Origin of the sequence: Streptomyces sp. YIM 130001 (genome assembly GCF_003574445.1) — a bacterium.
Lineage (GTDB): Bacteria > Actinomycetota > Actinomycetes > Streptomycetales > Streptomycetaceae > Streptomyces.
On the sequence record NZ_KZ984550.1, the window covers coordinates 434,282 to 457,456 of the forward strand.

At 71.8% G+C, this 23,175-nt stretch carries 12 protein-coding genes; 6 read left to right on the forward strand and 6 right to left on the reverse strand.

The genetic code is table 11. The annotated features are described in order from the left end of the window. Nucleotides 1-2 precede the first annotated feature (2 nt). On the reverse strand, nt 3-1,595 hold the full coding sequence (locus tag DSC45_RS07560) for a serine/threonine-protein kinase (RefSeq protein WP_119288315.1): 1,593 nt from the start codon (nt 1,593-1,595) through the stop codon (nt 3-5). Between the two features lie 404 nt (nt 1,596-1,999). On the opposite strand from DSC45_RS07560, the gene DSC45_RS07565 reads away from it, so the two are divergent. The 6 genes from DSC45_RS07565 (at nt 2,000) to DSC45_RS07590 (ending at nt 13,521) form a co-directional block, all read left to right on the forward strand. After that, on the forward strand, nt 2,000-6,271 hold the full coding sequence (locus DSC45_RS07565) for an FtsK/SpoIIIE domain-containing protein (RefSeq protein ID WP_240434511.1): 4,272 nt from the start codon (nt 2,000-2,002) through the stop codon (nt 6,269-6,271). Nucleotides 6,272-6,574: 303 nt separating this feature from the next. Continuing rightward, nucleotides 6,575-7,939 carry an ABC transporter substrate-binding protein gene (locus DSC45_RS07570; RefSeq protein ID WP_119288317.1) on the forward strand — a complete coding sequence of 455 codons (1,365 nt, stop codon included), beginning with the start codon at nt 6,575-6,577 and terminating at the stop codon, nt 7,937-7,939. Between the two features lie 70 nt (nt 7,940-8,009). Beyond that, entirely contained in the window at nt 8,010-9,293 is a 1,284-nt protein-coding gene (locus DSC45_RS07575) for a carbohydrate ABC transporter permease (protein WP_119288319.1), read from the forward strand. After that, nucleotides 9,290-10,201, forward strand: a complete 912-nt coding sequence (locus DSC45_RS07580) for a carbohydrate ABC transporter permease (RefSeq protein ID WP_119288321.1) — start codon at nt 9,290-9,292, stop codon at nt 10,199-10,201. Before DSC45_RS07575 ends, DSC45_RS07580 begins: the two co-directional genes overlap by 4 nt. Nucleotides 10,202-10,345: 144 nt before the next feature. Beyond that, a complete protein-coding gene (locus tag DSC45_RS07585) occupies nt 10,346-12,622 on the forward strand; it encodes a bifunctional glycosyltransferase/CDP-glycerol:glycerophosphate glycerophosphotransferase (RefSeq protein ID WP_119288323.1) in 2,277 nt (758 codons plus the stop codon). A 14-nt stretch (nt 12,623-12,636) separates the two neighbouring features. Further along, the gene (locus DSC45_RS07590) at nt 12,637-13,521 is read left to right on the forward strand and encodes a class I SAM-dependent methyltransferase (protein ID WP_119288324.1); all 885 of its coding nucleotides are present in this window, start codon (nt 12,637-12,639) and stop codon (nt 13,519-13,521) included. Nucleotides 13,522-13,588: 67 nt separating this feature from the next. Here DSC45_RS07590 and DSC45_RS07595 read toward each other — a convergent pair whose 3' ends face one another. From DSC45_RS07595 to DSC45_RS07615, 5 genes are all read right to left on the reverse strand, one after another. Further along, the gene (locus DSC45_RS07595) at nt 13,589-14,767 is read right to left on the reverse strand and encodes a glycosyltransferase (RefSeq protein ID WP_119288326.1); all 1,179 of its coding nucleotides are present in this window, start codon (nt 14,765-14,767) and stop codon (nt 13,589-13,591) included. Then, nucleotides 14,764-17,622, reverse strand: a complete 2,859-nt coding sequence (locus DSC45_RS07600; RefSeq protein WP_119288327.1) for a bifunctional glycosyltransferase/CDP-glycerol:glycerophosphate glycerophosphotransferase — start codon at nt 17,620-17,622, stop codon at nt 14,764-14,766. Before DSC45_RS07600 ends, DSC45_RS07595 begins: the two co-directional genes overlap by 4 nt. Continuing rightward, a complete protein-coding gene (locus DSC45_RS36275; protein ID WP_240434512.1) occupies nt 17,619-21,281 on the reverse strand; it encodes a bifunctional glycosyltransferase/CDP-glycerol:glycerophosphate glycerophosphotransferase in 3,663 nt (1,220 codons plus the stop codon). The genes DSC45_RS07600 and DSC45_RS36275 overlap by 4 nt, the downstream gene beginning before the upstream one ends. 248 nt (nt 21,282-21,529) lie before the next feature. Further along, complete coding sequence (locus DSC45_RS07610) at nt 21,530-22,366, reverse strand: TylF/MycF/NovP-related O-methyltransferase (RefSeq protein ID WP_119288329.1); 837 nt, start codon at nt 22,364-22,366, stop codon at nt 21,530-21,532. 55 nt (nt 22,367-22,421) lie between these two features. Next, on the reverse strand, nt 22,422-23,162 hold the full coding sequence (locus tag DSC45_RS07615; RefSeq protein ID WP_119288331.1) for a methyltransferase domain-containing protein: 741 nt from the start codon (nt 23,160-23,162) through the stop codon (nt 22,422-22,424). Nucleotides 23,163-23,175 lie beyond the last annotated feature (13 nt).

Genomic DNA, 23,175 nt, shown 5'->3' on the forward strand with positions numbered 1-23,175 from the left:
CCCTAAGAGGCGCCGCCGGAGTCGCCGCCCAGGTCACTGATCCAGCCGGTGACGTTGGACGTCCAGTCGGTCAGCTGCTCCCAGTACCCCTTGCTGGTGTCCAGCCACTCCTGCAGCGGGCTCAGTTCCCAGATCAGCCAGCCCGCCACGAACACGATGATCAGCGAGAACAGACAGCCCTTGAGGCAGCCGAGCCCGGGGATACGCATCGGGTTGGAGCTACGGCGCCGCGGTTCGCGCGGCGGTCGCTGCTGCTGTTGCGGGGGCGGCGCGTACCGCTGCGGCTGTGGTTGCTGCGGCGGCGGAGGTGCGTAGCGCTGCTGCTGCGGTTGCGGCGCGTACTGCTGTTGCGGGGGCGGCTGCTGGGGCTGATTGACCTGGCGCTGCGGGCGTCGACGGCGCAGCGGATCCTGGTTCGGGTCCAGGTACTGCTGCACCTGCGTCTGCTCGTTGCGGTCGCGGGCCGCACGCATCTGGTTCTGCCAGGGGTGCGGACCGTCCGGCTGCTGCGGGGCGTCGTCGGGCCTCGGGGGCACCGGCGGCATGACGGACGTGGCGTCGCCCGCGCCGGCGGGGCCGGTGTGCGGCATGACGTTCGTCGCCGCGCCCGGGTCGTGGGAGCCCGCGTTGCTCGGCAGGACCTGGGTGGGATCGGCGTCCGCCGCGGCGGGCACCGGCGCGGGGGACGGGTCGGGCGCGAGCAGCGCACCCACGCCCGCCGCGGCCGCGATCTGTGCCGGCGTCGCGTGGACGCCGACGCCCTCGGCGACGGCGCGCAGGCCACGGGCCAGGTTCTCGGCGCTGGGACGTTCGTCCGGGTTCTTGCGCAGGCAGCGCTCTATGACCGTCCACAGCGGCTCGGGGACGCTGCCGGGGCGGCGGGGCTCCTCGCTCAGATGCCGCTGCAGGACCTCGAGGGCGGTGCCGCCGGCGAACGGCGGACGTCCGGTGACCAGCTCGTAGAGCAGGATGCCCGCGCCGTAGATGTCGACGGCGGAGGTCTGCGGGCGGCCTTCGGCCGATTCCGGCGCGACGTACGCGGGTGTGCCGACGAACTCGTGGGTGCGGGTCAGGCCCGGGGAGTCCGCGAGCCGGGCGATGCCGAAGTCGGTGAGCATCGGGTGCATGCCCTCGGCGGTGTCACGCACCAGGACGTTGGCCGGCTTCAGGTCGCGGTGCACCACGCCGTCCGCGTGGCTCGCGGCCAGCGCGTCGGCGATCTGTGCGGTGAGCAGGGCCGCGGCGACCGGCGTCATCGGGCCGTTGTCCCTGATGTACCGGTGCAGGTCGGGGCCGTCGACCAGGTCCATGACCAGGGCGAGCAGATCGCCCTCGACCACCAGGTCGCGGGTGCGGACGATGTTCGGGTGGGTGAGCCGCAACAGTACGGAGCGCTCGCGCAGGAAGCGCATCACGACGTCCGCGTCGTTGGCCAGCTCCTCCTTGAGCACCTTGATCGCGACGGTCTCGCCGGGCTGGCCCGGAACGGCGGCCTCGGAGCCCGCGGTCTCCCGCTGACGGGCCCGCCAGACGGTGCCCGTGGCGCCGCGTCCGAGCGGCTCCTCGAGCAGATACTTGCTGCCTACCGGCCGCACGTCATGCGCTCCCTGTCGATCTGGGGGTCCTGTGTCCCGGGGCCGTGCTGCCTCTGTGGCGCTTATCGGATCCAGGTGTTCCGACCCACTGTAGTGCGGGCGCCCGGGGCACTGTCCCGGGCGATCCGGCGCCGCCGCACGGCACGGTCCGTATCGGTGTTCGGTATGAGTGTTCGGTGGAAAGACGCGCGGCCCGGACAGTTGGTTGCGTACCCCGGAATCGGCATTCCAGATCTCCGCGCACGGGTCCGAACGGGCGCTGTACTGGAGGTATTTCGCGCACTTTTACGGGCAGAGCCGACCAATCAAGATCACTTGGCGCCGGGCACCGGGCGTGTTGTCAGTGGCAGGTGCGAGGATGCTCCACAGCACGGAGCCATGCCGTGTGCGGTGGGGGGCATCACATGGACGTCCCCTGCCGGGCACCCGCGCAGAAGGGACCGCTGACGGCGATGCAGATCCGGCTGACCGTCCTCGGGCCGCACAGCGGCCGGACCCCGCAGTCCACGCGCGGACGCGACGTGCTCGTCACCGCGCCCGCGGGCACCGCGCTGTCCGCGGTGGCCTCCGCACTCGCCGCCTCGGCCGGAGCGCCCGACGGCCCCGTGGTGCTGTTCTCCGGGACCGACCGGATCGATCCGGCGGTCTGCCTGCTCGGTGAGCCGCCGCTGGTGGACGGTGCCGTCCTCGCGCTGCAGTCCCCCGTCGAGCCGGCGCCTTCCGCGACGGGTGACTCCGCCCGGCTGCACGTGATCGCCGGTCCGGACGCGGGCGGCGTGCACCTGCTGCACGGCGGCCGGATCACCATCGGACGGTCGGCCGACGCCGACGTACCGCTCGACGACCCCGATGTGTCCCGGCTGCACTGCGAGGTCACGGTCACCGCGGACGGCCTCGTCTCGGTCGCCGACCTGAACTCGACGAACGGCACGACGGTGGACGGCACCCCCGTCACCGACCGCCCGGTCCGCTTCGCCCCGGGCGCCGTACTGCGGGTCGGCGAGTCGACACTGCGCCTCGGCACGGCCGCCGACGAGGCCGCACCGCTGCCCACCGCCGCGGACGGCGAGGGCCACGTGCGCGTGGGCGCCGATACGTCGCCGGCGCTGTCGTCCGACGGCGCGGGTTCGTCCGGGCGCCCGCTGGGAGGCCGCAGCGCTGCGGCACCTTCGGGGCGCCGCGTCTCGGCCGGGATGCGGGACGCGGCGAGCGGCGCGGAGTCTCGGGTCGGCTCCGGGCGAGCGGGGCGCCCGCTCGGGGGTGGCGGCTCGGCGGACACGGGTGCCTCCGGTCCCGGTTCGGCGTACGGGGCGGGGGCGGACGGTGATCGTGGGGCACGCGCGCGTGGGGCCGCGGCTGCAGACGCCGGAGCCCGGGCTGCGGGCTCAGGTGGCACGGCGTCGGGGGCACGGGCCGGGCAGGTCGTTCCGGATGCAGGGAGCCAAGGGGTGCCGCGGGCCAGGGAGGCCGGGGAGTACGGCGGTCGTGGTGTGCACAGTGGCCCGGCTGAGCAGGCCGATCTGACTTCCGGTTCGGCCGAGGAGGATTCGGCGCGGCGCACCGCCTCCGGAACGGGCGACGGGCCCCGGGCCCGGGCGGCCGATACGGCGGATCCTGGTACGCCATCGCCCCAGGGGGTGCCGCTCGGTGAGTTCACACCCGGCGAGGAAGGTCCAGAGGGCCGCCCGGAAGCAGCACACGCACGTGGCGGGGCTCGATCCCGCTCCTCGGACACGGACTCCGCGCACGAGCCCTGGCACCCGGCCTGGGCTCCGTACGGCGCCCAGGGCTCCGTCGGCGACGGCACCGGCACGGCCGGTGGTGACCTCCGCGGACACCTCGGTGCGCCGCGTGCGGTCTCGCCCACGGATCCGGACCGACCAGACGGCGCCGCCTCTCCGGAAGCCCGCCCCCATGTGCAGGGTGCTCCGGCGCCCCGCACACCGGACGCCGGGCAACAGGCGCCTTCCGGCGGCCCGTTCACGCCCCAGGCCCCCGGCACCCGTCACGAGCCGACGGCCGGCCCGCTGCCGATGACGGACGGGCGGACCACCGACGGCCGCGCCCCGAGGGCACCGCAGCCGGGCCCGTCGCACCCGGCCCCGGACACCCCCGACCAGCCCGTGGGCGACGCCCTGCCGCACGGAGCGACCGTCCGCGGGTTCGGCGGCACACCCGGTTCCGACGCAGACGCGCCGCACGCCGACACCGCGGCACCCGACGAGGGCGCCGACCTGGATCCCGCCTCGCGCCGCTCCGGCACCCCCATGCGCGGCACCACCGTGCCCCGCCAGCTGCGCAGGCGCGGACTGACCGCATGGGCGCGGCGCCTCACCGGCAGCCGCGAGGTACCGGTGACACCGGCGGCCGAGCAGCCCGCGGAGCACCCCGTACCGGACCTCGCACCCGCCCCCGCTCCGGAGGCCTGGCCCGATCCGGCCACCCTCCTGCTCACCGCCCTCGGCCCGGGCCCCCGCCTCTGGGAGCGCGGTCCCGCCCACCCGGAGGCGTTGGCCGTCCGGCTCGGCACGAGCGACAGGACCGCACCCGGCGGCACCGGCCTGCTGCCCGGTGTCCCCGTGACGGTGAGCCTGCGGGAGGCGGGCGCCCTCGGCCTGGCCGGGCCCCGGGAGCGGCTGGACGGCCTGGCGCGCTCGGTCGTGGCCCAGCTCGCTGCGCTGCACGCACCCGGAGATCTCGAGATCGTGCTGATCAGCACGGACCGCGCCCGCGGCGTCGAGGACCGCACGGACCGGTGGGGCTGGCTCGGCTGGCTTCCGCACCTGCGCCCGGCTCACGGCCAGGACTGCCGCCTGCTCCTCGCGTACGACCGCGAGCAGGCCGCCGCCCGCGCCGGCGAACTACTGCGCCGCCTCGACGACCTCCGGCAGGAAGCGGAGCGCACACCGACCGCCGGCCGCGTCCCCCGCCCGACCACCGGCCCGGAGACCACCGGCGAGCAGCGCCCCGGCGCCGCGCACCCCGCAGTCCCCCAGGACGGCCACGCGGGCAGCACCCCGACGAACGCCCACCGCACCCCGCTGCATCACACCACCGGTCAGGCGCCCGACCCGTACGACGGCCAGGACGGCCGATCGCACCCCCACGCGCGCGTGGCCGGCGACCGCGGGACCGACGTCCCCGGCTCCGAACCCGCCTCCCCCACCGGACCGTTCACCGTGGTCCTGGTCGACGGCGACCCGGGTTCCGCCGCACTGCGGGAGGCGGTCACCCGGCTCGCCACCGACGGCCCGGCCGCGGGGGTCCACGTGGTGTGCCTCGCCGAGACCCCGCCGGCGTCCGCCGCCTCCCCCGTGTCCGCCACCTACGACGCGGCCGCCGCGGCGTCGCCCGCCTTCCGCGCCTGCGGCGCCGTCGCGCTCCTGAGCGGTGACGTGGCGACCACCCTGCGGCTGCTGCGCGCCACCCGCGACGGACTTGCGGGGCACGGCACGCTCGCCTCGGTGGACGCCGTGTCGACGGCCTGGGCCGAGCGGTTCGCCCGCGCGCTGGCCCCCTTGCGCGCGGCCGACACCGGCGAGCGGCACGCGCGCGCGTCCGCGCCGCTGCCGCAATCCACCCGGCTTCTGGACGAGTTGGGCCTGGCCCGTGCCACACCGGCGTCGCTGATGGCACGCTGGGCGGCCGCCGCGGACGACCCGGTGGCGCCCGCGGGGCGCGCCTGGGCCGTGCTCGGCGCCGGTCCGCGCGGACCGCTCTGCGCCGATCTGGCCGGACAGGGCCCGCACCTGTTCATCGAGGGCCCGGCAGGCAGCGGCCGCACCGAACTGCTGCGCACCGTGGCGGCCGCACTGGCCTCGACGGAGCGCCCGGACCGGCTCGGCATCATCCTGGTGGACGGCGCCGGGACGGACCGGGGCGACGGCCTGCGGGCCTGCCTCGACCTGCCGCACGTGACCACCCGCCTGGTCGCCAACGACCCCGTACACATGCGGGAGTTCGCCCAGGCGCTGGTCGCCGAGCTGAAGCGGCGCTCGGAGTTCGTCGGCCGGCTCGGCTTCGCGGACTGGCACGCGGAGCGCCAGGCGGCCGACCGGATGGTGGCGCAGCGGATCCGCTCGGGTGCCGCGGACCTGGACGCGGCGGCGAGCTCCACGCTGCGGCTGCGCGCCCCGGACGTGGCGCCGCGCGACGCGGCCGGTCCCCCGCTGCCCCGCCTGGTGGTCCTCGTGGACGACATCGACGCCCTGGTCGCACCGGCGCTCGGCGCTCCTGGCCGCCCCGCGGCGGGATCGGTCGTACGGGCGCTGGACGCGGTGGCGCGCGAGGGCGAGCGGCTGGGTGTGCACCTGGTCGCGGCGTCCGCGCGGCCCGAGCGCACCGCGGACACGGAGTTCGCGCGCGCGGCGCTGCGTGTCCGCCTGGAGACGCCGGCGTCGGGGCCGGAGGATCCGGCGCCGGGCCGGGGGACGCTGACGACGGCCGACGGCCGGGTCACCGCGTTCCAGGCCGGCCGGGTCAGCGGACGCATCCCTCGTACGTCGACCCTGCGGCCGACGGCGGCGCCGCTCGAGTGGGAGCGGATGGGCGATCCGCCGACGCGGCGTCCGGTGCGGGAGTTGGGGAACGGTCCGACGGACCTGGCGCTGCTCGCCAGTGCGGTCGAGCGGGCGGGCCGATCGGTCAACTCGGATCGCCTGCCGCCGCTGCTGTGACGGGATCCCCGGGCGCGCGGCCCCGGGGACCGCACTCCACGGGCCCGCCGCCCGGGCAACTCGCCGGAAACCACCCCAGGCCCGCCCAGCGACACCCGCACACCGCGTACCCCCGGTACCCATCCGCCTCGCCGCCTCGGTACCCCCGCTACCACTCCTCCTCCCGAGCGGCCGTATTCGCATGTGAGGGCACGTCACGAGGCCATCACGATCAAGGAGTTGGGGTCGCCGACGCTATTGCCTGGGGTCCTTTGCCGGGCGTAGACCTTCTCTCACGAGACAGCTCGGCAGAACGGGGCAGTGATGCGCACAACTCTTCGTACACGCACGGCAGTTCTGGCGGTGATCACCGCCGGCGCACTCGCACTCGCCGGATGCGGCGGCGGTGACGACGGCGAGAAGGCCGACGGCGGGTCGGACGGCGGCGGCAAGAAGTCCGCGCCGTCGGTCAAGCTGCCGAAGCTCGACGGGGAGAAGCTCGAGGTCGCGGCGGTCTGGACGGGACCCGAGCAGAAGAACTTCGAGAAGGTGCTCGACGAATTCGGCAAGCGGACCGGCGCCGAGGTCACCTTCGTCCCGGCTCAGGACCCGATCGTGAACTTCCTCGGCTCGAAGATCGCCGGCGGCGACCCGCCGGACGTCGCGATGCTTCCGCAGCCCGGCGCCATCAAGCAGGCCGTGGACAAGAAGTGGGCGAAGCCGGTCGGCCCCGAGGCCAAGGCACAGCTCGCCAAGAACTACACCAAGGGCTGGCAGGAGATCGGCGAAGTCGGCGACGAGAGTTACGGCGTCTACTTCAAGGCCGCCAACAAGTCGCTGGTCTGGTACAACGCCACGGTCTTCGACAACGCGGGCGCCAAGGAGCCGAAGACCTGGAAGGACCTGGTCAGCACGGCCCAGACGGTCTACGACTCCGGCGTCACCCCGTTCTCGGTGGCGGGCGCGGACGGCTGGACGCTCACCGACTGGTTCGAGAACATCTACCTCTCGCAGGCCGGCCCCGAGAAGTACGACCAGCTGGCCGAGCACAAGATCAAGTGGACCGACCCCTCGGTGAAGAAGGCCCTGACCACGCTCGCCGAGATCTGGGGCAAGAAGGACTTCCTGGCGGGCGGTCAGACCGGCGCGCTGCAGGTGGACTTCCCCAAGTCGGTGGAGCAGACGTTCACCGGCGGCGACCAGCCGAAGTCGGGCATGGTCTTCGAGGGCGACTTCGCGGCGGCCAACGCCCAGGAGGCGAAGGCCGAGATCGGCAAGGACGCGAAGATCTTCCCGTTCCCCGCCGTGGGTGACGAGGCCCCGGTGGTCACCGGCGGCGACGCCGCGGTGGCGCTGAAGGACACGGAAGCCTCGCAGGCGCTGCTGACGTTCCTGGCCTCCACGGACGCGGCCGAGATCTGGGCGAAGCAGGGCGGCTTCATCTCGCCGAACAAGGAGATGGACCAGTCCGCGTACCCGAACGACGTGCTGCGCGACATCGGCAAGGCCCTGGTCGACGCGGGCGACCAGTTCCGCTTCGACATGTCGGACCAGGCTCCCCAGGTGTTCGGCGGTACGCCGGGCAAGGGCGAGTGGAAGGCGCTGCAGGACTTCCTGAAGAACCCGAAGGACGTGGCGGGCGCCCAGAAGCAGCTCGAGGACGCCGCGGCCAAGGCCTACAAGAACTGATCGGGCGATGACCTCTGTGAAGACGGGGGGCGTCCGCTCGACGCCCCCCACCCCCCGGAAACTCAAGAGCGTGACAGGTACCCGTAAATCGGTGGCGGTCTTCTTCCTGCTGCCCGCACTGGTCCTGCTCGGCGCGCTCGTGGTCTACCCGATCGGGTACTCCGTCGTCCGCAGCCTCTTCGACCAGTCCGGCGACAGCTTCGTCGGCCTGGACAACTACGTGGAGCTGTTCACCGACGACGGCATCCTCACCGCCATCAAGAACAACGCGATCTGGGTGGTCCTCGGCCCGACGGTCGCCACCGCCCTCGGCCTGATCTTCGCCGTCCTGACGGAACGCATCCGCTGGGGAACGGCGTTCAAACTGATCGTCTTCATGCCGATGGCCATCTCCATGCTGGCGGCGGGCATCATCTTCCGCCTGGTGTACGAGCAGGACCCGGGCCGCGGCGTGGCCAACGCCGTGTGGGTGGGTGTGCACGACACGTTCAACGAGTCGTCGGCCTTCCCCAAGGCACACCCCGGCCCCAAGTCCCCGCTGAAGCCCGCGGGCGGCGGCGCGTTCATCACCCGCACCACCGTGAAGGCGGGCGACCCGGTCGCCCTGCCTCTGGTCGGCGTGGCTCCCGACCAGATGCCCGACGACGCGTCGAAGGCCGCGAAGCCGAAGACCGACCCGGGCAAGGTCACCGGCACCACCTGGCAGGACTTCACCCGCGGCAAGGGCGTCGGCACCCGCGGCGGCGTGGACGCCTCGGAGTTCGGCTATCCGGGCATGAAGGTGGAGGCGGTCAAGGAGGGAAAGGTGGTGGCGTCGACCCGGGCCGGACCCGACGGCGCCTTCACGCTGCCGGCAGCGGCCGACGGATCCCGACTCCGGCTCCCCGAGGCCAACTTCCACGAACCGTACAACGGTGTGCAGTGGCTCGGCCCGAGCCTGATCACACCCGCCATCATCGGCAGCTACGTATGGATGTGGGCGGGCTTCGCGATGGTCCTGATCGCCGCGGGCCTGGCGAGCGTGCCCCGCGAACTGATGGAGGCGGCCCGGGTCGACGGGGCGAGCGAATGGCAGGTGTTCCGCCGGATCACGGTGCCGCTGCTCGCACCGGTGCTCGCGGTCGTCCTGGTGACGCTGATGATCAACGTCCTGAAGATCTTCGACCTGGTGTTCATCATCGCCCCGGGCTCGGTGCAGGACGACGCCAACGTCCTGGCGCTGCAGCTCTACCGGTCCGCCTTCTCCGAGGGCCAACCGGGGATCGCGACGGCCATCGCCGTCCTGCTGTTCCTCCTGGTGATCCCGATGATGCTGTTCAACATGCGCCGGCTGCGCAGAGAGGTACGCCGATGAGCGCGGGAACCGACGAGGCGGTGCGGGCCACCGAGCCCGCCGAAGTGTCCGCCGCCCGGCCGTCGTTGGCCGCCAGGGCCGCGGCTGTGGCCGGCAGCGGTGCGATGCGGGTCTTCCTGGTCGTCATCGCCCTGTTCTGGCTGATGCCGACGGTGGGACTGCTGCTCTCCTCGCTGCGGGACCCCTCCGACATCGCCGCCACCGGCTGGTGGAAGGTCCTCACCGAGCCGTCGCAGATCACCTTCGAGAGCTACGGCAAGCTGCTCGAGACCGAGGCGATCACGGACTCCCTCGTGAACACCGTGATGATCACGCTGCCGGCCACCGTGCTCGTGGTGGTGATCGGCTCGCTCGCGGGCTACGCCTTCGCGTGGATGGAGTTCCCGGGCCGCGACTGGTGGTTCCTCGGTGTGGTCGGGCTGCTCGTGGTGCCCGTACAGGTGGCGCTGCTCCCGATCGCCGAACTCTTCGGTGACATCGGCCTGTTCGGCTCCATCAGCTCGGTGGTGCTGTTCCACGTGGCGTTCGGGCTGCCGTTCGCGATCTTCCTGCTGCGGAACTTCTTCGCGGAGATCCCGCGCGAGCTCCTCGAAGCGGCCCGCCTGGACGGTGCCGGCGAACTGCGGCTCTTCACCCGCGTGGTGATGCCGCTCGGCGGTCCCGCGATCGCCGCGCTCGGCATCTTCCAGTTCCTGTGGGTGTGGAACGACATGCTGATCGCCCTGGTCTTCGCCAAGCCGGAGAACCAGCCGATCACGGTGGCCCTGCAGACCCAGGTCCGGCAGTTCGGCAACAACGTCGACGTACTCGGCCCCGGCGCCTTCATCTCGATGATCATCCCGCTCGTGGTGTTCTTCGCCTTCCAGCGACAGTTCGTCTCCGGGGTCATGGCGGGCGCGGTGAAATAGGGCAAAGTCAAGTACCTTCACACATACCTCACTTGAGGGGCGGGATATCCTCCCGCCCCTCATCCCTTTGCCGCAGGCGCGTAACCCATCCGGACCTTGAGGCGTTTTCGGGCAGGTATGCCCGTGCCGACCCATGGATGCGCCTTGCCCCGGTTCAGTGTCATCGTCCCCGCATACAAGGTGCAGGCCTACCTGCACGAAGCCCTCGACTCCGTACTCAGACAGTCGTACGCGGATCTGGAGCTGATCGCGGTCGACGACTGCTCACCGGACGCCTGCGGTGACCTGATCGACGAGTACGCCGCCACGGACGCCCGCGTCGTCCCGGTCCACCTCACCGAGAACGTCGGCCTGGGCCGCGCCCGCAACGCCGGCATCGACCGCGCCAGCGGCGACTACCTGATCTTCCTGGACGGCGACGACACCCTCGCCCCCGGCGCCCTCGACGCCGTCGCCGACCGCCTCAAGGAGACCGGCACCCCGGACGTCCTGGTCTACGACTACGCCCGCGAGTACTGGACCGGCGAGCGGGTCCGCAACAGGATGGCCCTGCAGCTCACCGAGGACGGCCCCGCCACCTTCACCCTCACCGACCGACCCGGCCTGCTCAAGGTCCTCATGGTCGCCTGGAACAAGACCCTGCGCCGCGACTTCGTCGAGCGCCACGGCTTCCGCTTCCCGCCCGGCTACTACGAGGACACCCCCTGGACGTACCCGGCACTGCTCAGCGCCGAGTCGATCGCCGTCCTCGACCGGGTCTGCGTGCATTACCGCCAGCGCAGGCAGGGCAACATCCTGGGCACCACGAGCCGCAAGCACTTCGACATCTTCGACCAGTACGAGCGGGTCTTCACCTTCCTCGAAGGGCGCGAGGACCTCGCGCGATGGCGGCCCGTGCTCTTCCGCCGGATGCTCGACCACTACTGCACGCTGTTCACCATCCGCGGCCGGCTGCCCCGGGGCAGCCGCGCCCAGTTCCTGCGCCGCGCCCGCGCCCACCACCGCCGGTACCGGGTGCCGGACACCGGCCGGGTTGCGGCGCGCGCCCGGCTGCGGCACCTGCTCGTGCGCTTCGGCTGCCACCGCACGTACCGGACCCTGTCCTTCGCGCAGCGTGTCCGCCACCGCCTGCAGGCGAACTCCGGCCCGCTGCTGCACAAGCTGCACGGCGGCCTGATGCAACTCCACTACCGCGCCCAGCTGTTGCTCCCGGTGCGCGCCGACCGCGCGGTGTTCTCCGCCTACTGGGGACGCGGCCACAGCTGCAACCCGGGCGCGATCGAGGAGAAGGCGCGCGAACTGGTCCCCGGCCTGCGCACCGCATGGATCGCGGACCGCCGGCACCACCACGCGGTACCGACCGCGGCGCGCAGGCTCACCCCCGGCACGGCCGCCTACTGGACGGCGCTCGCCCGCTCGAAGTACCTGGTGAACAACGTCAACTTCGACCGCCGCCTGAAGAAGCGCCGCGGCCAGGTCCTGGTGCAGACCCAGCACGGCACTCCCCTCAAGCAGATGGGCCTCGACCTGCAGAAACGCCCCGCAGCGACCGGCACGACGGACTTCGGCGACCTGCTCGCCAACGCCGACAAATGGGACTACGTCCTGTCCGCGAACCGCCACTCGACCCTCGTCTGGGAGCGCGTCTTCCCCGCCGGATACACCACTCTCGAATACGGATACCCGCGCAACGACCGTTTTCAGCAGGCCAGTTCGGCCGAGGTCGCCCGGATCCGCGAGAGCCTCGGCATCCGCCCCGGCTCGACCGTGCTCCTCTACGCACCGACGCACCGCGACTACCGCACGAGCCCGCAGCAGCCGCTGGACCTGGAGCGGCTGCTGCGCACCCTCGGCCCGCGCTTCACCATCCTGACCCGGGCCCACCACACGTACCGCGAACCGCTCAGCCGGGAGACCTCCGCGCGGCTGATCGACGTGTCCCGGCACCCCCGCGTGGAATCGCTCTGTCTCGCAAGTGACGCCTTGGTGACGGATTACTCGTCCCTCATGTTCGACTACGCGAACCTGGACCGACCAGTGGTTGTATACGCGGACGACTGGGATGCGTACGAGGCAGCCCGGGGCACTTACTTCGATCTGCGTGCGTTCCCGCCCGGTGCGGTGGCCCGCAGCGAGGACGAGCTCATCGACATCTTCGCGACCGGACACTGGAGGGGTTCGCGTGCGGCACAACTGCGATCCACGTTCCGTGCCCGGTTCTGCGGGCTTGACGACGGGCGTGCCGCGGAGCGCGTCGTACGGCATGTCTTTCTCGGCCAGACGGCGGGTCTGCCGTCCGTCGTGCCGCTGGAGGAGCGCCGTCCCGTGCCCGCGCCAGGGGCCGGTGAGCACCTCCCCGAGCAGTTGCAGGCGCACCCTTCCCCGCAGGCGGTGCATCTGATGCCCACCGAACGCACCTGAACCCAGGAGCACCCATGACCACCACATCGGCCACGAAGGCACTTCCCCGCCCCGCCCGGCTCTCTGATGTGAAGGGCTGGTTCTTCCCCGCCGATCAGCTGCTCTTCGACTGGTTCCTCGGCAGACAGCGTGACCGCGAGGAGCACGGCGACCTGCTCGAACTGGGTGCCTATCTCGGCAAGAGCGCCATCTTCATGGGCTCCTATCTGGCCGAGGACGAGACCTTCACGGTCTGCGACCTCTTCGACTCACCGGCCCCCGACGCCTCCAACTCGGCCGAGATGGGCCGCTCGTACTCGACCCTCACCCGCCGCGCCTTCGAGACCAACTACCTCTCCTTCCACGACGAGCTGCCGGTCGTCGTGCAGGCGCCGTCCTCCGAGGTCTCCTCCCACGTCGAGCCGGGCAGCTGCCGCTTCGTACACATCGACGCCTCGCACCTCTACGAGCACGTGCACGGCGACATCGAGGCGGCGGCCGAACTGCTCGGCCCCGACGGCATCGTGGTGCTCGACGACTTCCGCGCCGAACACTGCCCCGGGGTCGCTGCGGCCACCTGGGGCGCCGTCGCCACCACCGGCCTCAAGCCGCTGTGCATCACGGCGACCAAGTTCTACGGCACCTGGGGCGCCTACGACGCGGTGCACGAGGAGCTGGCCGCCATGCTGCGCACCCGCTCCGACCTGTGGCACGGCGTCGAGGAGGTGGCCGGCCGCCCGATGATCCGGATCTCCGGCAAGAAGGCCGAGGCACCCGCGCAGCCGCCGTCGAAGCACCCGGCGCCTCCCGCGGAGGAGCGCAAGGGCGGCGCGGCCTCCGCCCCGGCAGCGGCTCCGGCGCCCGCCCCGGCGGGACTGACCCGCCTCAAGCGCGCGCTGCGGAATCGCGTACGCCGCTGACGACCCGGGGCGGGCCGCCGGACACACCGGCGACCCGCCCCGCACTCGGCCTCTCCGCAGGCGTGAGTCACTCCTCGAGGAAGGCGAACAGGTCCTCCCAGCGCCGCAGGACCTCCTCCTCGGAGAACCGCTGCACGTTCTCCCGTGCCCGCTCCCCCATCGTGTCCCGCAACTGCGCACTGCCCGTGAGCCGCAGCAGCTGCCGCGCCAGCGCCCCGGTGTCACCGGGGGGCGCGAGCAGACCGTCCACCTCGTCCTGCACGATCTCGCGGACGCCCGGCGCACAGTCGAAGGCCGCGCACGGCACGCCGCTCGCCATCGCCTCCATCAGGGCCAGCGGGAAGCCCTCGCCGCGCGAGGACTGGACGAACACCGAGGCCGCGTCGAGCGCCCCCCGCACGTCGTCGGTGCGCCCCATCCAGCGGACCGAACCGTCCAGACCGAGCCGGGTGCACTGGGCCCGCAGGGCGTCCTCCTCGATGCCTGCGCCGTAGATCCGAAGGGTCCAGTCGGACCGCTCGGGGGCCACCTCCGCCCAGGTGTCCAGGAGCAGGTCGATGCCCTTCTGGTCGTGCAGGCGGCCGATCGAGGCGACAGCGGGGCCGGTCCGCGGTGAGGGCACCTCGGGGAGCCGGGCGAGGGCGTTGGGCATGAAGCCGACGTTGTGCATCCCGTCCGCGATCCAGCGGTCCGCGTCCTCCTCGGTCAGCGTCAACCACCGGTCGACGGACGGGTAGTTGTGCTTGATCCAGCGGTAGCGGTGACAGGCCTTGGAGTATTCGTACGACTCGTGGCTCATGCCGATGACGGTCAGGCCGGCGGTGTCCGCCTCGCGCAGCCACTCCATCGGCCAGACCTGCGTGACGATCAGGATCCCGCCGGGGCGGGCGGTCGCGAAGAGCTCGGACAGCCCGTCCACGACGCGCTTCCTCTCGGCGAGCCGGTCCGCCTCGCGGCGCCGCTGCCGCACATCGAGCCGCCCGAAGCCCCTGATCCGTCGCGGGGTCGGAGGGTGCGACGGGTACAGGTTCGTGACCGGGTACCCCAGGTCGTCGGGCAGGGAAAGCTTGAGGTCGGCGCGGTGCACGCCGATGACGTGCACACGGTGGCCGTACCGCTGGAAGAGGCGGGCCATCTGGTGCATCCAGGCGGTGACACCGCCGAGCTCGTCGGTGGTGTTGGAGACCAGGAAGATGTCGCGTGCGGTGCTGGTGGTCGCCGCTCCGGGGGCCGTGCCGACGGTCATTTGCAGGTCCTCCTGACGAAGAGTGCGTCCACCACGGCGCGGGCCGACTCGCCGTTGTCGTACGCCCCGAAGTGCGCGGCGAAGGCGCGGCGGCGCTCGGCGTGCTCGGTGTCGATGGCCTTCAAGTCCGCTAGCACGCGCAGGAGTTCACCCTCGGTCTCGATCAGCGGGCCCGGCGCCCGCTCACGCAGATCGAAGTAGCTGCCCCGCTCGGCCGCATAGGTGTCGAGGTCGGGGGCGAAGAGCACGACGGGCCGGTCGAGCAGCGCGTAGTCGAACATGATCGACGAATAGTCGGTCACCAACGCGTCCGCGAGACAGAGGAGTTCACTGACGTCGTGGTGGTCGGAGACGTCGATGAGAGTGCCGGGTGCGCATACCGGGAGTTCGGCGCGCTCCATGTAGTGAGCACGCACGAGGAGGGTGTGGCGGTCACCGAAGGTCTCGGTGAACTTCCTTACGTCCAGATCAAGTTGACGCTTGCGACCGTTCTTGGGCACCCCGCGGAAGGTGGGGGCGTAGAGGATGACGGTCTTGTGGTCGGGGATGCCGAGCTCGGCGGCGAGCGCGGGCCGCGGGAAGCGGCCCTCGGCCTCCTCCCGGGTGCGGGCCGCCACCAGGCGGTCGTTGCGCGGGTAGCCGAGCGGGAGCAGCCGGGACGCGGGGATCCGGTAGGCGTTGCCGAGCGTGCGGACGTCGTGCTCCGATCGGACCAGGAAGCGATCGAAGCGGTCCACGGCGCTCTGCAGCCGGTCGCGGTGCGGCGCGTTCTGCATCCGCACCCGGGTCTCGTCGAAGCCCATGCGCTTGTACGCGGTGCCGTGCCAGGTCTGCAGATAGGTGGTACCGGACGGCTTGTGCAGGGCGTGCGGGAAGCCCTGGTTGTCGATCCAGAACTCAGCCCGGGCGAGGGCCCACAGGTACCGCCACGACCACCGCCGCACCAGCTTCGAGTCCTCCGGGAATCCGGCCTGCGAGGTCGAGTACACCCAGGTGCTGCGCACCTTGAGCCCTTGCCCGTTCAGCTCCTCGTGGATGGCGCGCGGGCTGTCGCCGTAGCACTTGCCCATGTGGCTCTCGAAGACCGCCGAGTTACGCCGCGTAGGCAGCTTGAGCAGGATCTTGTTGTAGACCCTGGTCTTCACCGAGCCGGAGTTCAGTCGGTCGCGGCGGGCCCGCAGGGCCTTGGCGAACCGCCGGATCGTGCGCGCGGGCCGGAAGTGGGTGACGTAGTGCAGGATCCGGCGGGTGGTACGGGCGGGCCGACGCTCCGCCTTCAGTTCGAGGGCGAGGTGGTGGCGTGCGGTGGTGTAGGGCTGCCATGTGTCGGCGGAGAGGCGGCCGAGGCGCGGGCGGGCGGGGAACACGGCCCGGGGGCCGGTCAGTTCGGGCTCGGCGAGGACCTCCGCGAGCAGCCTCTCCCCGTTCGCCTCGACGACGATCCGGGCGTCCCAGGTCCGCTCGCGCATCCCGCGCGCGGGCAGCCGGGCCGGGTCGACCCGGACGCTCCAGTCGAAGCCGCCTTCCCGGCGTACCGTCTCGTCGACGGGCATCCGGAAGGTGCGAGGGCTTCCTCGCAACTTGAACTCGAGGCGTACGACCGCCTCTTGGGTGTCAGGCAGTACGTCGAGGGGCAGCAGCAACGTTCCGGCGAGGTCGAGCGCGCCGTCGACGGGCTCGCAACGGGTGAGCCGGTTCATGACCTGCACGGTGCCCAAGTTCCGGTGCTGGTGGCCGAGTTCACTGACGTCGGTGCCCGCGCGCACCTCCGGGTCGTCGAGCCCCTCGGCGCTCCAGTGGATCCTGCCGTCACGCTCGACGAGCGGCGAGACCACAGTGCCGGGCCTGGCGAGCGCGTATGCGGCGGCGTGCACGCCCTCCGCGTCACCGGCGGCCAGGAGGCGTACGCAGACCCTTTCGACGGGCGGCAGTTCGGACCACCGCTGGTCGACACCGTTCAGGTGCGTGGCCACCTCCTGCGCGAGCTTGTGTCGCTCGTCGCGCGACAGACGGAGAAAGGTGGCGGCCAGGGGCAGCAACAGGTCCCCGGCGAGGGCCTGTTCGCGCGCCAGGTGCAGAGCACCGAGCCCGCGGTCCGCGAGTTCGCGGCCGATGCGGGTGCCGGCGTCGACGAGTCCCGCGAAGTCCCGGCCGTGGTCGGGCGCGGCCCGGCGCGTGACGATCACGTTCGGCACGAGGGTGAGGCGCTCTGCCGTGAGGGCCGCCATGGCCCCGAACACGAGATCGGCCCGCTCGGCGTCGACCGGGTGACGGAGGCCGTGGGCGTCCAGGAAGCCGCGGCGCAGACAGTATCCGGAGGCCAGGCCACCGTCCCGGACGACCAGCTCGGGAGCGGCGGTGACAGCGGTCAACGTACGTGTGCGGGCGTGCAGTTCGGCCTGCCAGTCGGGGCCGGCCTGTTTGCGTCCGGAGCCGGTGAGGCGGGTCCACCGCCCGGCGACCAGGTCGGCGTCGGTGCGCCGTGCGACGTCCAGGAGGTTCCGGCAGGCGTGCGCCTGGAGCAGTTCACCGGCATCGAGGTACAGCAGGTGACTGCCGTGCGCGGCGTCGAGGCCCGCGTTGCGCAGCGCCGCCGTGCCGGGGCCGTCGGCCCGCACCAGGCGTACGCGATCAGGGTGTTCGGCGGCGAGGGCGGCGATTGCCTCGTCCCGGCCCTCGGGTGCGTCCTGTTCCCCCTCGGCCGCCACCAGTACGGCCTCCACGGACCGCAGGGTCTGCCCGAGGACGGATCGGACGGTTGCCGTGACGGCGTCGGCGCTGCCCGTCGGCCCGCAGGTCACGATGCAGCTGAAGGCAGGTCCCTCGTGGGGTGGCGCGGTGTCGCGGGTGGTCATGCCCGGCCACCTCCGAGGATGTAGTCGGCGACCCGGGCGGCCGCGTGCCCGTCGTCGAGATCGCAGTACGCGTCACGGAATCTGTCGTACGCGCCCGCGTGGCCGGCCGTCGCCTCCGCCGGGTCGGCGAGGGCCTCGAGCAGCTCCTCCTGGCCTGCGATCAGTGGTCCCGGAGCCTTGGACTCGAAGTCGAAGTAGAAGCCGCGCAGGGTGTCGCGGTAGTGGTCCAGGTCGTAGGTGTGGAAGAGCATCGGCCGACCGGTCTGCGCGAAGTCGAACATCAGCGAGGAGTAGTCGGTGACCAGCACATCGCTGACCTGGAGCAGTTCGGCGACGTCCGGGTAGCGGGAGACGTCACGCACGAACGCGGTGTCGGGCAGTGTGCCGCCGACCAGGTAGTGGCGGCGCACCAGAAGCACATGGTCGTCGCCCAGCGCGCGTTCGGCGGCCGCGAGGTCCAGTTGGAGGTCGAAACCGTAGCGGCCACCGTCCTTGGGCTGGTTCTCGCGCCAGGTGGGGGCGTAGAGGATGACCTGCTTGTCCTCGGCGATGCCGAGGCGCTCGCGCACGGCCGCGGCGATCTTCTGGCGGTCGGGGGCGTGCAGCATGTCGTTACGCGGATAGCCGCATTCCATGACCTCGCCCTCGTAGCCGAAGGCGCGGCGGAGCACCGAGGTGGAGACCCGGTTGGGCGAGACGAGCACGCTCCACTGGGCTGCTCGGGCCGGCAGACCTGCGATGTAGCCGGGGTCGGCGGCGACGCCGCTGACGTCGCGGCCGATGCGCTTGAGCGGAGTGCCGTGCCAGGTCTGTACGACGGTTTGGCCTTCGGCGCGCTCGAACCAGGTCGGCAGGTTCGAGTTGGTGACCACGGTCCGGCAGGTGGCGAGCGCCTCGTACCATTCGGCGCTCCACAGGACCACGGGCCGGGCACTGAGCGGGACTTCGGCCTGCTGGTCGCGCACTACCCACAGGTGTTCCGTCTGGGCGCCTCTGCGCACCAGTTCCTCGTGCACGGCTCGGGGGGAGTCGGAGTACTGGCGGCCGTCGAAGCTGCTGTAGAGCACGGCCTCGCGGCGTGGTCCGCCGCGCAGCGTCTGGTAGCGGCGGCGCAGCTCACGCTGGTGGCGGCCGCCTCGGTCGGCGGCGGACAGGACGCTGCCCGATTCGATGAGCAGCCGGTCGTGGGAGCGGCGCTCCACGGCGAACTGCCGCCCGTTCAAGGCCCGTTGGACCGGAAGTGTCTGATAGAGCGCAGGGCTGACATGCATCGGCAGGGTCCGGACGGTGCCGTCCTCGTCCCGCTCGCGGAAGAACAGGTACCAGCGGCCTTCGGCGAGCGGCAGAGTCCCGGCGATCCCCTCGACCGCAGCGGGCCGGACGGAGGCGCTGAAACCGCCCTCGGTGAAGGAGACCGGCAGGGCGATCTCCTCGTCGTGCCCGGCGTGCCGAAGGAGGAGCGAGACCTGGGTGGATCGCGGCGCCGGGTGGCTTCCGGTGACGGTGAGCAGGCCGTCGTCGGACCACGTCACGCCGGTGGCGATGGGACGTACGGTCTGGTCGCGCAGTTCCAGGTTCCCCGAGGCGTTGGACGTCAGGTACAACTCCCGGCCGGGGCGCAGCGGGTAGCGGCCGGGCAGGACGGTGTCGCGGGCACCGAGCGCGCAGCGGCGGCTGCCGTCGGCGCGCTGCAGGTATGCGCCCCAGGGCACGGACTCGCGCGGGGCGGAACGCTCCGACTGGTCGGCCGGGTCGGCCGGGTCGGGCTGAGCGGATTGCTCGGGCTGCTCGGCGGACGCCTGCTCGGTGCTGTCGGCGGGCTCAGGCGCTCCGGAGTCCGCGGTGCGCTCGTCGATCTCAACAGCCGCTTCAGAAAGTTCGGTTGCCTCGGCCCCGTCGGCCGCGTCCCCGAGCGCGGCCAGCGGCACCAGCCCGGTGAACGTACGCCCCTCGATCCGCAGCGGCACCTCGACGCCCTGCTTGGTGTACCAGTTCTCGACCCGAAGAAGCAGGCCTTCGGCCGGCTCGGCGAGGGTTCCGCTGATGCGTACCGCGTCGCCCTCCGGCCGGTGCTCCGTGAGTTGTGCCGCGATGCGCTCCACCTTGAGCTGGAGCCGGCCACGGCTCAGGGAGGGCACCACGCGCACATGGTCGGCCGGGTAGTGCACGGCGAGCGGCGCGGCACCACCGGGCATACGCAGCGGGCCGCGCTGCATACCGGCGCCGCCGTACACGGCCGTCTCCGCCTGCCAGGTGGCGCTGCGCCGCCCGGTGACGAGGCGGCGCGGATCGACGACGGTCTCGAAGCCCGCCCACTCGTACCGGTGCAGGCCCTGCTTGGAGGCGTAGGTGGCCTCGCGCAGATAGCGCGTGCGGACGCGCAGCGGGACGATGCGGCGCCGGCCCAGCCGCAGCCAGATGAACTTCAGCCGTCCGGTGAGGCGGCCCGCCGGAAGGTTCCGGCGGTAGGCATAGCCCTTGAGACGCAGTCGGCCGTCCCGCCACTCGGCCTCGGTGATCTGCGCGCTCAACGGCACCTCGGCGCGGCTGAGGGTGACGGTGTGCGCGGGCAACGGGGCGCGCAGCACCGGAAATTCGGCCCGCCGCTTGCGCAGTCCGCGGACCCGGAAGGCGTTGGGATTGGCCTTCTCGTAGCCGAGCAGCTCGAGGAGTTCGGCCATCCGGCGCTCGCGCACCAGCTGCCACTTGACCCGCAGGTGGAGCGGGAGGCCTGCGAAGACCGTGCGATCGACTCCCCCCGCGTACGCGTTGGCGTGCTGCAGGAAGGCCTCGCGGTAGGCGGCGTCGCCGTCGGGCAGTACGTCGAGGAAGTACCACAGGTCGGCACGCAGTACGGACGACTCGTAACGCAGTGACGCCTCGGCCCAGTTGGCGTGCTCCTCGGCGTCCCCGGCCTCTTTGGCGCGCTCGGCACGCTCGGCGAGGAAGGCGCGGACCTTGCCGCAGGCGACGGTCCGTTCCTCGATGGCGCGGGGCGTGGTGCGCCGGTTGGTGATGGACCCGTCGCGGTCACGCCACAGGTAGACGGTGTCCTTGAGGACGTCGACACTGCCCGCCAGGAAGTGCGCCGGCACCACCACGGGCACGTCCTCGAAGAGCACGCCGGTGGGGAAGGCGAAGCCGTGCCGGTCCCAGAAGTCCTTGCGGAAGACCTTGTTGCAGGCGATGCGGTCGGCGATCAGGGACCAGTCGCGCGTCACGTGGGTGGCCGAACGCGTGCCGCGCATGGCCTTCTTGAACATCCAGGACTGCTCCGTCCTGCCGTTCGGCCGCAGCCGGTGCACATTGCCGCTGACCAGGTCGGAGCCGGACTCCTCGAGGGAGGCGAGCATCTTCTCGTACGCGTCCTCGGGCACCAGGTCGTCGCTGTCGACGAAGGCGAGGTGGGTGCCCCGGGCCAGTTTCACACCTGCGTTGCGCGCCGCTCCGAGGCCCGCGTTCTCCTGGCGGACGAGCCGGAAGCGGGCGTCCTCGTCGGCGTACCGCCGGGCGATGTCGGGGCTCCCGTCCGTGGAACCGTCGTCGACCATGACGACCTCGAGGTCTTCGAGAGTCTGGTCCGCGAGGGAGCGCAGACAGGCGTCGAGGTAGTCCTCGACGTTGTGGACGGGGACGACGACGGTGAGGCGGGGTGCCATGCGGTGCACTCGATCCTTCCGGACGGCAGGACATACACTTCGGGCCCTTCAGGGCCCTTCGGGTTAACCGGCGTGGGAGCCGCCCGGTCACCTTCGAGCAGCCATTCGGGTGACCATGCGGCCGGGCCCCGCACCCCGGCGGCGTCAGTGGCCGTGGGACACGGGGCCCGCCGGGCGGCCGGGGCGAGCCGGCCGCGGCACCTGCCGGCGGCCAACTGCCGTGACTGCGGCCCTGGTCGGGGTGGACTTCAGGGCTTGACCGCGATGCGGCCCTCGTCCATGCGGAGCAGGAGCAGGCGCTCGCCGGTCTTCTCCAGGAACTCGTCGACGGCCTGGCGCGAGCCCTGCCAGTAGCCGTAGTCGTCGATCAACAGGACGCCGCCGGGGACCAACCGCTCGTAGAGGTGGTCGAGTTCGTGCTTGGTGGAGGCGTACCAGTCCGTGTCGAGCCGCAGTACGGAGATCTGCTCGGGGGCCGCGTGCGGGATGGTGTCCTCGACCTTGCCCTGGACGTAGTGCATCCGCTCGGCGGGGTAAGGAACCGCTCCGAAGCCGGACTTGACGTCGTCGAGGGAGGCGACCGCCCAGATCGGGCGGTCCTTCGCCTGGGCATCGAGCAGTTCCTGCGCCGACTTGCCGTCGCGGCGCAGGTCCTCCTCGGTGGGCGGGGTCATGCCCTCGTAGGTGTCGAAGAGATACAGGTCCCGGTCCGTCTCGCCGAGCGACAGCAGGGTCTTGGCGCAGGCCTGCATCGAGCCTCCGCGCCAGACACCGCATTCCACGATGTCACCCGGGATGTTGTGCTTGACGATGTGCCGGGTGGCGAGGATGAAGGCGTTGAGCCGCTCCGGCGAGGTCATCGTGTACGGCTTGACCGCACGGATGACGTCCTTCGCCTCGTCGTCGTAGTCGTCCGGGAAGACCGGCCCCTTGGGCTTGGGAGCCGCCTTGGGCTTGGCCTTCGGGGACTGCTCGGCCGGGGTCGCGGGTGCTGTGACGATCCGCTGGCCGGGGACCGGGACCCGCGTCAGCTGGTATCCGGTGAGGTGCCTGAGTGCGCCGTTCACTGCGCTTCGCCATGCCATGGGGCCGGACAATACGCGCGAGTCGGCGCCGGTGTCACTTTTCGTCAACGACTCGTCACCGTGCGTTGATCATTGGGGAGTTCCCCGGTTCGGCTTGCGTGCGCGGGGGCGCGTCCGCAGGGCGTCCGCAGTCGGCTCGCGCCGCCAGCGGTTCCGGCAGCGGTACGGACTCCACGCCGCCGACCCGGTTGGCCCACCAGCGAGTTGTGGCCCTGACGAAGGCCATGGTCAGACGCGGATAGCCGGACGGCTTGCGGAAGACTCCGACGGAGTCGCCCCAGTAGGCGTGCTTGGCGTCCACGCGCGCGTAGTCGTGGCGGATGCCCTTCATGGGCGGGAAGTCGGTGTAGGCCTCGCGCAGTTCGAGCTTCGTGTACGCGGCCAGGGCGCGGAAGCCGTCCGGGTAGTAGCGCCAGCAGTCCTGGGCGTCGTGCACGTGCCCGCGCGAGGGCGCGGTGACGAAGGCGATGCCACCGGGCTTCAGGACCCGGGCGATCTCCAGCATGGACGCCCAGAAGAACGGGATGTGCTCGAAGGCCTGCCCGGAGAGCAGGAAGTCGGCGGAGTTGGACTTCACCGGGATCCGGTACGGCTTGGGCATCACCCGGTCGACGTTGGGGCCCTCCCAGACGTCGACCCCGCAGTAGTCGATGTCGCGGCCCTTGAGGAGCTCCTGGTGGGTGAGCTTCTGGCCGTCCGAGATGCGGGACCCGAGGTCCACGACGCGGTGCCGGGTACCGGCCGGCATGTACTGCTCGATGCAGAGTTCCATCTGCTCGTACGCGGACCTGTGCACAGCGGTTCACTCC

Bases quoted from the DNA above. Each gene is read 5' to 3' on its own strand.
- DSC45_RS07565 (WP_240434511.1), top strand. From the start codon at position 2,000: ATGGACGTCCCCTGCCGGGCACCCGCGCAGAAGGGACCGCTGACGGCG.
- DSC45_RS07595 (WP_119288326.1), bottom strand. From the start codon at position 14,767: ATGACCGTCGGCACGGCCCCCGGAGCGGCGACCACCAGCACCGCACGC.
- DSC45_RS36275 (WP_240434512.1), bottom strand. From the start codon at position 21,281: ATGGCACCCCGCCTCACCGTCGTCGTCCCCGTCCACAACGTCGAGGAC.
- DSC45_RS07580 (WP_119288321.1), top strand. From the start codon at position 9,290: ATGAGCGCGGGAACCGACGAGGCGGTGCGGGCCACCGAGCCCGCCGAA.
- DSC45_RS07590 (WP_119288324.1), top strand. From the start codon at position 12,637: ATGACCACCACATCGGCCACGAAGGCACTTCCCCGCCCCGCCCGGCTC.
- DSC45_RS07610 (WP_119288329.1), bottom strand. From the start codon at position 22,366: ATGGCATGGCGAAGCGCAGTGAACGGCGCACTCAGGCACCTCACCGGA.
- DSC45_RS07600 (WP_119288327.1), bottom strand. From the start codon at position 17,622: ATGACCACCCGCGACACCGCGCCACCCCACGAGGGACCTGCCTTCAGC.
- DSC45_RS07570 (WP_119288317.1), top strand. From the start codon at position 6,575: ATGCGCACAACTCTTCGTACACGCACGGCAGTTCTGGCGGTGATCACC.